General features: G+C 65.5%; 10 protein-coding genes. 2 read left to right on the top strand and 8 right to left on the bottom strand.

What is annotated here, in order from left to right; translation table 11 throughout:
- Window positions 1-43 precede the first annotated feature (43 nt).
- On the top strand, window positions 44-829 hold the full coding sequence (locus AC1DQQ_RS01675) for an IclR family transcriptional regulator (RefSeq protein WP_478040140.1): 786 nt from the start codon (window positions 44-46) through the stop codon (window positions 827-829).
- A gap of 34 nt (window positions 830-863) precedes the next feature.
- Here the strand turns inward: AC1DQQ_RS01675 and AC1DQQ_RS01670 are convergent, their stop codons facing one another.
- Window positions 864-1859: an aldo/keto reductase gene (locus tag AC1DQQ_RS01670; protein ID WP_478044106.1), complete on the bottom strand. Its 996-nt coding sequence runs from the start codon at window positions 1857-1859 to the stop codon at window positions 864-866.
- Window positions 1856-2224 carry an L-rhamnose mutarotase gene (locus AC1DQQ_RS01665; protein WP_478027847.1) on the bottom strand — a complete coding sequence of 123 codons (369 nt, stop codon included), beginning with the start codon at window positions 2222-2224 and terminating at the stop codon, window positions 1856-1858. Before AC1DQQ_RS01665 ends, AC1DQQ_RS01670 begins: the two co-directional genes overlap by 4 nt.
- 137 nt (window positions 2225-2361) lie before the next feature.
- On the opposite strand from AC1DQQ_RS01665, the gene AC1DQQ_RS01660 reads away from it, so the two are divergent.
- Complete coding sequence (locus AC1DQQ_RS01660; protein ID WP_478027845.1) at window positions 2362-3654, top strand: L-fuconate dehydratase; 1293 nt, start codon at window positions 2362-2364, stop codon at window positions 3652-3654.
- Here AC1DQQ_RS01660 and AC1DQQ_RS01655 read toward each other — a convergent pair whose 3' ends face one another.
- From AC1DQQ_RS01655 to AC1DQQ_RS01630, 6 genes are all read right to left on the bottom strand, one after another.
- Entirely contained in the window at window positions 3655-5844 is a 2190-nt protein-coding gene (locus AC1DQQ_RS01655; protein WP_478044105.1) for a WD40/YVTN/BNR-like repeat-containing protein, read from the bottom strand.
- Between the two features lie 3 nt (window positions 5845-5847).
- Complete coding sequence (locus AC1DQQ_RS01650) at window positions 5848-6690, bottom strand: aldose 1-epimerase (RefSeq protein WP_478044104.1); 843 nt, start codon at window positions 6688-6690, stop codon at window positions 5848-5850.
- Between the two features lie 21 nt (window positions 6691-6711).
- Window positions 6712-7365 carry a hypothetical protein gene (locus AC1DQQ_RS01645; RefSeq protein ID WP_478044103.1) on the bottom strand — a complete coding sequence of 218 codons (654 nt, stop codon included), beginning with the start codon at window positions 7363-7365 and terminating at the stop codon, window positions 6712-6714.
- Window positions 7366-7378: 13 nt separating this feature from the next.
- Complete coding sequence (locus AC1DQQ_RS01640) at window positions 7379-8899, bottom strand: tryptophan halogenase family protein (RefSeq protein WP_478027837.1); 1521 nt, start codon at window positions 8897-8899, stop codon at window positions 7379-7381.
- Window positions 8896-10401: a tryptophan halogenase family protein gene (locus tag AC1DQQ_RS01635; RefSeq protein ID WP_478044102.1), complete on the bottom strand. Its 1506-nt coding sequence runs from the start codon at window positions 10399-10401 to the stop codon at window positions 8896-8898. The genes AC1DQQ_RS01640 and AC1DQQ_RS01635 overlap by 4 nt, the downstream gene beginning before the upstream one ends.
- Before the next feature lie 93 nt (window positions 10402-10494).
- Window positions 10495-13575 (bottom strand): TonB-dependent receptor, encoded by a 3081-nt coding sequence (locus AC1DQQ_RS01630; RefSeq protein WP_478027834.1) that lies wholly within the window; start codon window positions 13573-13575, stop codon window positions 10495-10497.
- Window positions 13576-13829: the final 254 nt, after the last annotated feature.

The following is a 13829-nucleotide window of genomic DNA, read 5'->3' as shown; positions in this document are numbered from 1 at the left end:
GGGCCATCATGCCAAAGACAGGATGAAGGCGAGGACGTTATCGATGGCTGACGATGAGGATCGCGGCGGGGATTCGCGGTATCGCGCACCGGCGCTCGAAAAGGGGCTGGACGTGCTGGAATTGCTCGCGGCGCAGGCTGAGCCGATGACGCTGACGGAAATCGTCCACGCGCTCGGCCGGTCGCACGGCGAGCTGTTCCGCATGGTCCAGGTACTCGAACAGCGCGGCTATATCGAACAGGATCCGTCCGATGACGGCTATCGCCTGACCGATCGGCTGTTCTCGCTCGGCATGCAGCAGCCACGCACCGCCAATCTGATCGAAATCGCCTTGCCGGTGATGCGTCAGCTCGCGCTCGACCTCGGCCAGTCATGCCATCTCGCGCTGCATACGCGCGGGCAAATGGTGGTGGTGGCGCGGATGGAATCGGCCGAGCAACTCGGTTTCTCGGTACGGGTCGGCTATCGCCGCCCGCTGATGCAGACCGCGTCGGGCGTGATCCTCTACGCGCATCAGCCCGAGGAGGTTCGCCGCCGGTGGGAAAAGATGTTCGATCCGCCGATCCCCGAAGCCGAGATGGCGGCGCTGCGCGCACGCGCCGACGAGATTGCCGAACGCCATGTCGAACACACGCCCAGCCAATTCGTCGCCGGGATCACCGACATTTCCGCACCGGTGATGCGGGGCGGCAGCGCGGCCGCGGCGCTGACCGTCCCCTATCTGAAGAAGATCCAGCCATCGGTGTCCGCGCGCGACACAGCGGCGTTGGTACGCAAGGCGGCGGAGGCGATTTCCGATCAACTCGTCGAGGGCGACAGCCGTGCCTAGAGTTTGTTTTGGCGGTGCCTGCCCGCTCCCACTCCTATTCCGTCCTGGCCGGAACGGGCACATCGGCCCGCAGCAAACCCGCCGTCTTCAGATCACTCCACAGACTGTCCGGGACGGGCGCGGCGATATTGGCCATCGTCGCCCGCACCTCGTCGGGACTGGCGAGACCGACGATCACGCTCGCTGCCTGGGGGTGCGCGAGGACGAATTGCAACGCGGCGACCGGCAAGGCCACATCGTGCGCCGCGCATATCCGTTCGATCGCACGCGTCCGCTGGCGGATCGCCTCGGGCACGTCGGCATAATCGTAATGCGCGGCAGCCGCGTCCGCCCCCAGCGCCAGGATTCCCGAATTGTAGACACCGGCCAGAACCAGCGCGGTTCCCGTGGTGGCGCAGCGGGGAAAGAGGTCGTCGACCGGGCTTTGCTCGAGCAAGGTGTAGCGGCCGGCGAGCAGGATGATGTCGAGCGACACGCGCTCCATCAGCTCGAGGCACACTTCGGTCTCGTTGACGCCGACGCCGATCGCCGACACCGCTCCTTGGTCGCGGAGCTCCTCGAGCGCGGCAAAACCGCCCTTGTCCAGCAATTCGCTCATCCGGGCGTGATGTGCCGCCTCATGGACGCGGCGCCCGATGTCATGGACATAGAGGATATCGACGCGATCACGGCCCAGCCGTTTCAGGCTGGCCTCGTGCGATCGCATTATCCCGTCGCGCGAATAGTCAAAGACCGGCGCGAAGGCCGGCGCGTCGACAAAACCGTGGCGGTCGCGCTCGGCGGTCGCAAACGGCTCCAGCACCCGACCTACTTTGGTCGAGACGACGACGTCGCGATTACCGGCGATCGCCCGGCCCAATCGCGTCTCCGCCAGTCCGAAGCCGTAATAAGGGGCGGTATCGGCATAAAGCAGCCCAGCCTCGAGTGCGGCAGTGATCGTCGCCTCGGCAGTCTGGTCGTCAACCGCCCGATAGAGATTGCCGAGCGGAGCGGTGCCGAAGCCGATCGGGGGCAAATTCAGGCCGATCATTGCGCGTCGAGGTCGAAAATCTGCGTCATCTGCACCCATTTTTCTCCGGCCGGCGCGAATGGCAAAGGTCGCTGGAAACGCCACATCAACTCTTCCCAGCGGTCGATCTCGGGCGGAGCCGGAACCGGCCGCGGATAGTCGTTCGCCGCTTCGACGATCATCATCAGACGGTCGCCCGCACGCCAGATCTCCATATGCTCGGCGCCTTGCGCGCGGATATGCGCGACGACTTCCGGCCAGGCCGATCCGGGCGCATGGCGTGCCTCATATTCGGCGATCAGCGCCGCGTCGTCGATCAGGTCGAGCGCGTAGCAAAAGCGCCGGATAGCCGCCGCAGACGCTTCGGATGGATCGGCATTTCCCACATTTCCCTCCTGTCGGCAGGTCCGGCGACGGCCTGCACCCTAAAGCGCGCTTGCACCGGCGGCAATCAGCACATATGAAAATACACTACACCAGCGAAATACCATTCGACCGGTACCGGGGGCATAACGCGAACGCCATGACCAGCATCGTCAAGCTTCGTGTGCTCGACATCCGCTTCCCGACCTCGGCGCGGCTCGACGGCTCGGATGCGATGAACCCGGATCCCGATTATTCGGCCGCTTATTGCATCCTCGAGACCGACCAGCCCGGCCTCACCGGGCACGGCCTGACCTTCACGATCGGCCGCGGCAACGATATCTGCTGCGCCGCGATCGAGGCACTGGCGCCGCTGATCGAAGGACTGGACCTCGACTGGATCCGGGCAGACGGCGCGCGCTTCTGGCGGCACGTGACGGGCGACAGCCAGCTCCGCTGGATCGGACCGGAAAAGGGCGTGATCCATCTCGCGACCGGCGCCGTGGTCAATGCGGTATGGGATCTGCTGGCGAAGCAGGCCGGCAAGCCCCTGTGGCGGCTGATCGGCGAGATGAGCGCCGAGGAGATCGTCGGGCTGATCGATTTCCGCTATATCACTGACTGCATCACGCCCGAGGAAGCGGTGGCGCTGCTGACCGAGCGCGCGGCGGGAAAGGCGATGCGGGTCGCCGATCTCGAGGCGAACGGCTATCCCTGCTACACGACGTCGGCAGGCTGGCTGGGCTATTCGGACGACAAATTGGTCCGGCTCTGCCACGAAGCGGTCGCCGAGGGGTTCAATCACGTCAAGCTCAAGGTCGGGCGCTCGCTGGAGGAGGACATCCGCCGCGTGACTCTGGCACGTGAGGCGATCGGACCGGATCGCCAATTGATGATCGACGCCAATCAGGTGTGGGAAGTCGGGGAGGCGATCGCGCATGTCCGCGAGCTTGCTTTCGCCAACCCCTGGTTCATCGAGGAACCGACCAGCCCCGACGATATCGAGGGGCACCGGCGCATTCGCGAAGGGATCGCGCCGGTCAAGGTCGCGACCGGGGAGATGTGCCAGAACCGTATCCTGTTCAAGCAATTCATCATGCGCGGCGCGATCGATGTGGTACAGCTCGACGCGTGCCGGCTGGGCGGCGTCAACGAAGTGCTGGCAGTGCTGTTGATGGCGGCGAAATACGACCTGCCGGTCTGTCCGCATGCCGGCGGCGTGGGCTTGTGCGAATATGTCCAGCATCTGGCGATGATCGATTATCTCTGCTTCTCGGGGACGAAAGAGGGGCGCGTCGCCGAATATGTCGATCACCTCCACGAGCATTTCGTGGAGCCGTGCGTGGTGGCGGGCGGCGCCTATCGCGTGCCCGAGGCGCCCGGCTATTCGATCGAGATGCAGCCCGCGACACTCGCCGCCTTTACCTTTCGCAAGGCTGAAGCAGCAGGCTGATCAGCCGGCGGGGTCGCCATAAAGAATGCCCCGTCCGTCGGTCCCGATATAGACTCGGCCGCGGCGGCGGGGATCGCCCGAAATCACGCGGAAGCGGCCGCCCCAGCGATGCCCGGCATCGTCGATGCGAACCCAGCGAGCGCCGCCACCCGACGATCGCCAGATGCCGGTCTCTCCGGCTCGCCTGGCGACGGCATAGACAGCAGGATCCGCCGGCGAGCTGCCGAGCCCCAAGCCGAACAAGGCGATGTCGAGGTCGGGCGCGAGCCGCTGGAAGGTCGGGCCGCCGTCGCGACTGCGGTAAAGCTCTGTGCCGCACAGCAGGAACAGGTCGCCCGGCGCAAAGGGCGAAGCGACCAAGGCGGGCTGGCTTTCGCGGTTGCGGGGACGAGCCAGCGACAAATCCGTGCACAGGCCGCGCGTCGCCATCGACGCGAAATGCTCGCCGCCATCGACGCTGGCGAAGATCCGGCGCGTATCGGGGTCGACCGCCCAGGCGAGCCGGGCATCGACCTTGTCGGCAACGATCCGGAGGTTGCCGGGCAGCCCGGCGATCCCGACCCAGCTCTTGCCGCGATCGCGCGTCAGCAGCGGACGTTCGGCGGCGACGAAGAAACGCTGGCCGTCGGCCGAGACGGTGATCGGCGCCTTGCCTTGCGCCTCCAGGCCATGCCCATCGTTCCACAATGGCGTCCGCAGCGGATGCCAGTTGGCGCCGCCATCGTCGCTCCAGCCGAGGCCAGCCTCGATCTCCTGTCCCTCGTGGACATTGCCGCTGCGCACCAGCACGAACCCAGCGCGACCGGCATAATCGAGCGTATTGGTATTGGTGTTGCGCGGCGACAGGAACATGCCCGGCGGCGAGCGCTCGAGATCGCGGTGCACGAACCCGCCAAGATCGCCGAAGCCCGAGACCAACGATGCACCGGCGGTCGGGCTGGTCAGCGTAATGATCGCGGTCTGCTCGACGCCTTTGGTCCAGGGCGCCCAGAGCAAGGCAGACTTGGGGGCATCGTTGGTGACATAGACGGTGTCGCCCGTCGTATAGGCCAGCCGCCGGGGATCGAACGGGTCGAGCGCCAGCCCGGCCATCCAATGGCCGAGAGCGGCTTCCGGGCGGCCCCAGTTGAGGAACGGCGTGGCGCGCGTGTCGCGACGGCTGAGCGGACCGAGATCGGTCCAATGCCGGCCGCCATCGGCCGTACGCCATAAGGTATCGCCCGGCTTCCAGTGGTTGAAGGTCGAGGCATAGGCCACACCGTCGCGCGCGCGATCGGCGGCGATGCCGATATAGCCGCCCGGCGGCGCGGCAGCGGCGCGATCGGGCGAGATGTCGTGGAACGCGCCCGATCGCTCCAAGGCCCATATCTCGCCGCGCGTCACCCCGCTCGGGCCGATGCCGTCGGCCCAGGTGACGTAGAGCCGGCCGACGCCGTCGAGTGCCGCCTTGACCGGCGCCAGTCCGGGGGGGCCACCCGCGAGCCGCGTCCAATGCGCGCCGTCGTCATCCGATTGGAGCAATCCGGCCTCACCAGGATCGGCGATTCCGGCGAATATGCGCGGCGATTTGGGGTCGAACAGCACGAACGCGATGCCGGGATGCGTCGCCCTGGGCGCGGCGGGGCCGGCACCGGCATAGGGGAAGGCGGAGTCTCGCCGCCAGTGCGCGCCGGCATCCTCGCTCCGCCACAATCCGTCGTGGCGCGAGCCGAACAACAGGCGGCTCGGGTGACGCGGATCGATCGCGAGCCGCTCGCCGAGACCGCGCCCCGGCTCATTGCCGCCCATGCGGAACGGCACCGGCACGATCGTCCAATGCCCGCCGCGATCGTCAGAGCGCAGGATCGCCGCGGGGTCACGCGCGGACATGCCGACCGCGGCATAGACGCGGTTGGCGTCGACCGGGTCCGGGGCGATGCTCTCGACACCGAAAAAGCTACCTTGCGCGAAGCCGTCCATCAGCGGCAACCAGTGGCCAGCGCGATCCTCCCAGCGATACGCGCCGCCCATGTCGGTGCGTAGATAGGCAAGCCCGCGCTCGACCGGGCTGAACACGATCCCCGGCGCGAAGCCCCCTCCCCCCACCGTCACGTTGGTCCAGCGATAGGGAGCAGCGGGCCCTCGCGCCGCAGCGGGCGCCAGCGAGGCAAGCGCCAGCGCGGCGCCGAGAACGATCGGTCGCAACGCCATGGCTCAGCTCGTGATACGCATCTTCAGCGCGAGCGTCTCGCCGGGATCCAGCGTGTCGATCGCGAAGTCCTGGTTGAGCGCATCGGGCAGATGCGACACCGGTTCGACGCACAGGAAGGTTTCACCAGGCGGCGCGTAGAGATGGACGGTCCGCGCGCCGATCGCGCTGACCCGGGTGACGCCGTCCGCGCCGTCGATCCTCGCCTGACCCGTCCAGCCATCGAAACTGTTGTCGATCAGGCGATCGGGAAAGCCCGCGCCCGCGCTCCAGTCGCCGAACGCGTCGGCCGCGACAGGCCGGGTCGGGATCATCGTCTCGTCGCCCTCCCACATCCGCTGCGTGGCCATCGTCAGCCGCGTCGATGCGTCGCGCGGGAAATAGGGATGAAGGCCAAGACCGCCGGGCATCGTCAGGTCGCTCTCATTCGCGAGCAGCAAGCTGATGGTCAGCCCGTCATCGTGCAGTGTCAGGCGCTGCTCGGCGCGGAACGCCCAGGGCCAGCCGCCACCGCCGGCATGCCGCAATTCCATCACCGCCTCGGCCTCCCCAGCCATGCTCATCGTCCAGGGCGACTGCCAGCCGATGCCGTGCAGGCTGTGCGGGTGGTCGCCGAAATTGAGCGGCAGCCGATGCGCCTCGCCGGCGAAGAAGAAGCGCCCGTGCGCGATGCGGTTGGCATAGGGGACGAGCGGGAAGCACCCGGTCGCGAGCGGATCATCGACACCCTCCGGCGCACGCCGCAGCACGTCACGGCCATTGTGCGTCAGATAGGCGATCGCGCCGCCCAGCTCGGGCAGCAGCCCCGTTTCCCAACGGCCCGCGCGAAGCAATGCCGGTTCCCGCATGCCGATTCTTCCTAGTTCTTCCTAATTCTTCGGTGCGGGCAAGCGGACGATGTGATTTTCGCCGGCGAAAGTCACGGTCACCACCACGACCCGGTCGCCGCGCAGTTTGAGCTTGTCGCTGACGACCTGTCCGCCCTCGACCGCGCCCGGCTTCACCTCGACCGGCTTGAGCAATACTTCATCGAGCTTGGCGACGTTGACCTTGGACGGCGCTGCCCGGGTCCGATCGAGCGTATCCTGGGGCACGCCGCTCGACGATATCCCACCCATCCCGCCGGTATAGCCGGTTGTGTCGAGCTGACCGGCGCCGTTGGTAGACAGGGTCGGCGCGGCATAGCCGGACGAGGCGGTGCTGCTGCCGGCCACCGGTCCGGGCGCGCCGGCCTCCGCGAGCAGTCTCTCGCGCGGAAGGAGCACGATCGCGCTGCCGTCGGCGGCAGCGAGCGAGATGTTTTCCGGCCCGAACGGCGCGCCTGCCTTGCCGCGATTGACCGCGACGACATGGAGCACGAGCCGGCCTTTCGCCAGGGTGGTCTCGGCGACCACATGGACGTCGCCGACCTTGCCGGCGGAGACGATGTCGGTGCCGGGCTTGCCGTCGACCGGCGCGGCATCCTGCGCAAGAGCGGGGGCAGAGATTGCGAGCAACGCCGCAAGTGGAAGTGCGATCCTCATCTCCAGTCTCCTTTCACGCGTGATCCGCCGGCATCCGGCAATGGCGATCGATATGCGCGGCATGTGTCGGCATTTGCGTCACGGTGTCGCCAATCACCTTGCGCATCGCTTCAAGGACGCGCCGCGCCTGGTTCTCGGGCACCGCGAGCGTCATCGGATCATAACCGCGCGGCGTGACGCCCTGCCCAAGCAGCACGGCAAGCCAGCTCGGCGCCTCGAACAAATCCTTGCCGCGTTCGAGCAGCCGCCCGTTCCGCTCGAACGCGTCGATCTTGGCGGCGAGCGTGTCGGGGACCTCCATCGCGCGGCACATCCGCCAGAACTCCGAATCGTCGCGCTCGACGCGATTGTAGTGGAGCACCAGGAAGTCGCGCACGCTCTCATATTCGGCGCCGACCTGGCGGTTATATTCGGCGCGACTGACGGGGTCGAACCCGCGATCGGGAAACCAGGCGAGCAATTTGGTGATGCCGGTCTGGATCATGTGAATGCTGGTCGATTCGAGCGGCTCGAGAAAGCCCGACGCGAGCCCGAGCGATACGCAATTGCCGACCCAGGTGTTGCGCCGGCGGCCAGTGGTGAAGCGCAACGGACGCGGATCGCCGGTGGCGGCGGCGCCGATATCCTCGGTCAGAACGCGCGCGGCCTCGTCGTCGGAGATGAAATCGCTGCAATAGACATGGCCGTTGCCGGTGCGGTGCTGGAGCGGAATGCGCCATTGCCAGCCGGCGCTGCGCGCGGTCGACCGGGTAAAGGGTGGCAGATCGGCGAGCCGCTCGCTCGGCAGGGCCAGCGCGCGGTTGCACGGCAGCCAGCGGCTCCAATCCTCATAAGGTTCGCCCAGCGTCTGGCCGATCAGCAGTCCGCGAAATCCGGTGCAGTCGATGAACAGTTCGCCTACGACCTCACGCCCGTCGTCGAGCGTCAATCGTTCGATCAGTCCGCTTTCGGCTCCGATCGCGACGTCGGCGATCTTGCCTTCGATCCGCGCGACTCCCCGCGCTTCCGCATAGCGCCGCAGGAAGCGCGCGTAGAGCGAGGCGTCGAAATGATAAGCGTGCGAAAAGGTCGAAAAGACCCCGGGCGATCCCGGCGGCCGGTCGAACTTGCCCGCCAAGGCCGCCTGCTCGGTCAGCGAGAAAGCCGAGAGCGGTATCTCGTTCCCCGCGGCGCGGCAGCGCAGCCATTGCTGGTGGAACGGGGTCATGCCGAAATCGTCGCCATAACGCCCGAACGGGTGGAAATACCGATGCCCAAGCCGCGTCCAGTCGACGAACTCGATCGCGAGCTTGAACGTGCCGCCGGTCGCGCGGACAAACTCGTTCTCGTCGATCCCGAGCATGGCGTTGAACAGGCGGATCGGTGGGATCGTCGCCTCGCCGACACCCACCGTGCCGATCTCCTCGGATTCGACCAGCGTGATCGTGCAGCCGCTCGCGCCCATCGCCAGCGACAGAGCGGAGGCTGCCATCCAGCCGGCCGTGCCGCCACCAGCGATGACGATCGAGCGGATCGGACCGGGCGCGCCGCTCATGCTGCCTGCGCCGCGCAGCAGCTGGCGATGAACGCCCGCTGCTCGGGCATCCGCTCGGCGGCGCGTGCGATCGCGTTCGCGCGTTGGTTCATGCCGCCCTGGAGGTGCTCGAGTGGCAGCCGGTCGACCAGCGGATCGTAGCGACGCGGGAGCATGTTGTTGCCCAGGAAGATCGCCACCCAGCTGGGCTCCTGGTACGATTCCTCGGAGAACAACGCGACCCGACCACAACTTTCGAACACTGCGATCTTGTAAGCGAGCGTGTCGGGGATCGGCAGCTGCGCGCAATGCCGCCAGAACGGCTCGGGCCGCCGGGTCGGACAGTAATGCAGGATCAGGAAGTCGCGGATCCGCTCCCATTCGGCTTGCGTGACGCGGTTATATTCCTCGATCATCACCGGGTCGAACCGGCGGTCCGGAAGCAACTCGATCACGCGCGCGAGCGCCGTCTGGATCAGCTGGATACTGGTCGATTCGAGCGGTTCCATGAACCCGGCCGCAAGCCCGACCGCGACCACGTTCTTTTCCCAGAAACGCTGGCGATGCCCGGTCTTGAACCTGAGCAGGCGCGGCTCACCCAGGGCCGGCGCGTCGAGCCCGTCGAGCAGCGTCGCCACCGCCTCGTCATCGGAGATGAAATCGCTGCAATAGACGTGGCCGTTGCCGGTGCGATGCTGCAGCGGGATGCGCCACTGCCAGCCCGCCGTCTTGGCGGTCGAGCGCGTGAACGGCGTGAGGTGCTCGACAGGTTCGGATCCCACCGCGACCGCGCGGTCGCAGGGCAACAAGCTCGACCAGTCGCGAAAGCCGATGCCGAGCGCCTTGTCGATCAGCAGCCCGACGAAACCCGAGCAATCGATGAAGAAATCGCCGTCGATCGCCTCGCCGTCGGCCATCGTCACGCTTTGCACGAAGCCGGTCTCGGGATCGAGATTGACTGCCGTGATACGGCCCTCACGGCGGCGCACGCCGCGCGCTTCCGAATGGGTGCGCAGGAAGCGGGCATAGAGGCCTGCGTCGAAATGATAGGCGTGCTTGAAGAACGCGTCCTCGGCCGGCAGCGTTTCGGCCGGAGCGAAGCGGCCCCGCCGGGCGGCGGCATAAGGCATCGACCAATCTTCGATCGGTCGCGGGTCGCCCATGCGATGGAGCTTGAGCCAATGATGGTGCGGCGAGATCCCCTCGATCGTGTCGCCATAATCGCCGAAGCCGTTGAAATGCGAATTGCCGACCTCGCCCCAGTCGCGAAACTCCACGCCGAGCTTGAACGAGCCGTTGGTGGCCGCGACGAAATCGCGCTCGTCGATCCCGAGCAGCCCGTTGAAATGGGTCATCAAGGGCACCGTGCCCTCGCCGACGCCGATGATCCCGATCTCGTCGGATTCGATCAGCACGATCTCACAGGCAGGCGGGGGAAGAAACCGGGCGAACGTCGCGGCCGCCATCCATCCCGCGGAGCCCCCGCCGACGATGACGATCTTCCTGAGCGCCGCTTGGTTCATTTCATCTTGTCGCCGGCTGGTTACCCTTGATGGGCGAAGAAAGAGGTCCCCGCAAGGATGCGGAGACCTCTAGTTGCTTCTTCGCAAGGAAGCTCAGAACGAGCCGCGGACGATGAACGCGAACCGCCGGTCGGTATCGGTCCAGCTGTAGCGCGGCCTGAGGTTGGTATCGCCGACATCCAGGAACGTCCGCGAATTGAGCAGGTTGGTGCCCTGCACACCAACCTTGATGTGCTTGTTCAACGATACGAGCACCGATCCGTCGAGCTGGCCGTAGGCTTCCGACCAGACCGGATAATTGATGTTCGCCGCCGAGGTGGTCAGCAGGTAATGCGAGCGCCAGTTATAGGCGAGTCGCGCCGAGACGCCGTATTTCTCGTAGATCGCCGCGACGTTGTAGGACCATTTCGACAGGCCCTCGAGCGGCAGGTTGGAGATTTTGGCGTTGGTGGTCTGGTTGGCGTCGAACACGTTGACCGCGGTGTTGGCGCCGCCGCTCGAGTCGACAAAGGTCAAATTGCCCTGGAAGCCAAGGCCGCCGAGCGCGCCGGGCAGTCCGTCGAAGAACTGCGTGTAAGCGAGCTCGAAACCCTTGATCTTGCCATGTGCGCCGTTGGTCTGCCGCGTCACGTCGAACGTGAGCGTCTGACCGCCGCTGGTATAGGTTTGCGAGGCGACGCCGGCGAAGATGTAGTTGCTGATATCCTTGTAGAACGCCGCCAAGGTCAGGCTGTTCGATTTCCCAAAATACCATTCGAGGCTGGCGTCGAACTGGTTCGCCCGGGTCGGTTTGAGATCCGGGTTGCCCGCCGTGCCGGTGAACGGCGTCACCCTGCCGCCGACTCCGACGCCATTCGGAGCACCGGTGGCCGAATTGAAGCTGAAACCGAGCGACGTGAAGGGATTGAGTTGCGCGAAGGTCGGCCGCACAATCGCCTTGGCCGCGGCGAGGCGCAACTGGACCTGGTCGGTCAGGAAGAAGCGCAGGTTGAGGCTGGGCAGCACGTCCGTGTAAGACCCGCTCGACGCTTGCGTCAGTCCTCCGATATTTCCCGCCGCAAACGCCCGAGCCTGGTTGATCAGGGCGCAATTCGCCGGGCTGACGCCCTGAGGGTCGTTCGGATCGCAAGCGAGCGTCGGTCCGGCGACGCGAACCGCCGATCCCGTCGCACCGGTTTCGGTGCGGACGATGCGCACGCCGACATTACCGTCGAAGTGGAAGCCGCTGCCCTGGTCCTGCCCGAACCGCAGCAAAGCATAGCCGGCATAAGTGCGCTCGGTCTGGTTGTTGATGCCGCCGCTGACATTGTCGGCACCGGGAGCCGCCGCCGCATAATTATCGGTCAGCGGCACCCAGCCCCAGCCGGCGGATTCGGTATTGCTGAGATAATTATAGGCATTGGCGGTGCCGTTCTGGACCAACGCCGCGGTGGGGAACCAATATCCGCCGACCGACGGCACCTTGCCACGGAAGAAGTTGTTGTAATTGAAGAGGTTCGATTGCTGCGGCAGCAAAGCGTTCTGATGCGTCGCGTCGAAGCCGGTCTGGTTCAGCGTGACCGGCGTACCGCCGCCCCAATATTGCGCCGACAGCAAGGCCCAATTGTAGCCGGTCTGGCGCGTGATCGCGTTGCGGTCGGTGACCCGGCCGCCAAGCCGAAACGACTTGAGGAACGGCGAGTCGGTAAAGGTATATTCGACGTCGGCGCGCTCAGCCCATTCATGCGCCTCATTGTCCTCGATGTGATCCATTGCGGCCGCCCACCAATAGGCGCTCTTGTTGCTGTAACTGCCGCCCGCGGTCGGCGCGATGGTCATCGAGGGATCGTCGCCGCTGAAGTCGAACTTGATCGTCGAGGGGATGCCGACCTGGGTGAAGGCGGTCATGCTGTAAACCTGGGCCGTCGACTTCACATATTGGACATCGGCGCTGACCGCCCAATTGGCATTGGGAGTCCAACGCAGGTTGAGCGAATAATCCTGCGTCTTCTTGGTCTGCTTGCCGGCGCGCGTATCGAAGTTGAGATTGCGGTTAGCGAGCGTACCGGATTGCAACTGGCCTTGCGGGCCATAGCTCAGGTTGGTGTTATTGCCTGTGTTATTGACATCAGGCGTATCATAATCGCCGACCGCATTTTCGATGTCCTGTGGCGTCGCCTTGGCGATCAATCCCTCGAGAGTGATGAGCAATGTGTCGCTCGGTTTCCACTGGAACGCCGCGTCGATAGCGGTGCGGCGCTGCTGCCAATCGACCCGGCGGAACCCCATTCCGGCGGGAACATACACATTGGTGCCCGCGGCGAACCCACCTTGGGAAGAGGTCAGCTTTTCGGGGTCATAGCGCCCGCCGCTGATGCTGTCGGTGCGGTTGCCGACATTGCCGAGGCTGTAGGAAACCAGCAGGCCCATTTCGCCAAGCGGCGACTGCCAGCGGTCGCTGGCAAGGATATTGCCCGAGAAGAAGGTCTTCTTGCGCAAATCGGCATAATTGGCGTCGCCCGAAAAGGCGATGACCAGGCCCTTCGCGTCGAACGGCTTGCGCGTGCGCAGATTGATGATGCCGCCGATCCCGCCTTCGACCAATTCGGCCGAGGGGTTCTTGTAGACGTCGACGCCGGCGAGCAGGTCGGAGGAGACGTCCTCGAACGACAGGCCGCGGCCGTTATTCGCCGAGAAGACGTCACGGCCGTTGAGTTCCGAACGAACGAAGGAAAGTCCGCGAATGAACACGCCGCCGCCTTCGGACGACAGGCGCGCCGGGTCGCGATTCTCGTTGGTGCGCTGGAGGGTGACGCCGGCGATACGCTGCAGCGCCTCGGACACCGAGCGATCGGGCAGCGCGCCGATATCGGTCGCGGTGATCGAGTCGATGATCTGTTCCGAATTCTTCTTGCGCTGAGTCGCGCTCTGCACCGACGCGCGAATGCCGGTGACGATGATATCGCCCTTGCTCTGGGTGTTGATCGTCGATTGGTCGTTGGTCGCCTGCCCGTCGGCGGGCTTGTCGGCCGCAGGCGTATCCGCCGGCGCGCTGGCATTGGCAGTAGTTTGCGCGTGTGCCGGAACGGCGAGCATCGCCGCGAACGCCAAAGCGAGGACCGAGCTGCCCCCGCGCAAGGTGCGGCGATCGGCGGTCGGCTGCGTCGCGCCTTCGAGCATATTCGACTGGAACATTAAACTTCCCTTCCTGAACGCAGGCCAGGGAAGCGCGTGAACGACAGGCCGGATAGTATCCGGTTTCCCCTCCACGAGCACCTCCCAGGGTGCTTTCTGCCGCCGTGGTCTGGTGCCTCGGCTGATTGTGTGAATACCACCGTGATAACGCTACCTCAACCAAAAATGTTTGCGCTACCAATTTTTTTTATCCACCCTTGCTGCTAGGCGTTTCTGGCGCCGGCACAGCAGAATCGGCATTTCCTTTTTAAACA

This window comes from Sphingomonas sp. P4_G3, from assembly GCF_056401105.1.
Note: the sequence above shows the minus strand (reverse complement) of the source record. Positions and strands in the feature narration are given on the sequence as shown.

Excerpts from the sequence above, each read along its gene's own strand:
- AC1DQQ_RS01630 (WP_478027834.1), bottom strand. The coding sequence starts at position 13,575 with ATGTTCCAGTCGAATATGCTCGAAGGCGCGACGCAGCCGACCGCCGAT.
- AC1DQQ_RS01635 (WP_478044102.1), bottom strand. The coding sequence starts at position 10,401 with ATGAACCAAGCGGCGCTCAGGAAGATCGTCATCGTCGGCGGGGGCTCC.
- AC1DQQ_RS01675 (WP_478040140.1), top strand. The coding sequence starts at position 44 with ATGGCTGACGATGAGGATCGCGGCGGGGATTCGCGGTATCGCGCACCG.
- AC1DQQ_RS01650 (WP_478044104.1), bottom strand. The coding sequence starts at position 6,690 with ATGCGGGAACCGGCATTGCTTCGCGCGGGCCGTTGGGAAACGGGGCTG.
- AC1DQQ_RS01640 (WP_478027837.1), bottom strand. The coding sequence starts at position 8,899 with ATGAGCGGCGCGCCCGGTCCGATCCGCTCGATCGTCATCGCTGGTGGC.
- AC1DQQ_RS01670 (WP_478044106.1), bottom strand. The coding sequence starts at position 1,859 with ATGATCGGCCTGAATTTGCCCCCGATCGGCTTCGGCACCGCTCCGCTC.
- AC1DQQ_RS01660 (WP_478027845.1), top strand. The coding sequence starts at position 2,362 with ATGACCAGCATCGTCAAGCTTCGTGTGCTCGACATCCGCTTCCCGACC.
- AC1DQQ_RS01645 (WP_478044103.1), bottom strand. The coding sequence starts at position 7,365 with ATGAGGATCGCACTTCCACTTGCGGCGTTGCTCGCAATCTCTGCCCCC.
- AC1DQQ_RS01655 (WP_478044105.1), bottom strand. The coding sequence starts at position 5,844 with ATGGCGTTGCGACCGATCGTTCTCGGCGCCGCGCTGGCGCTTGCCTCG.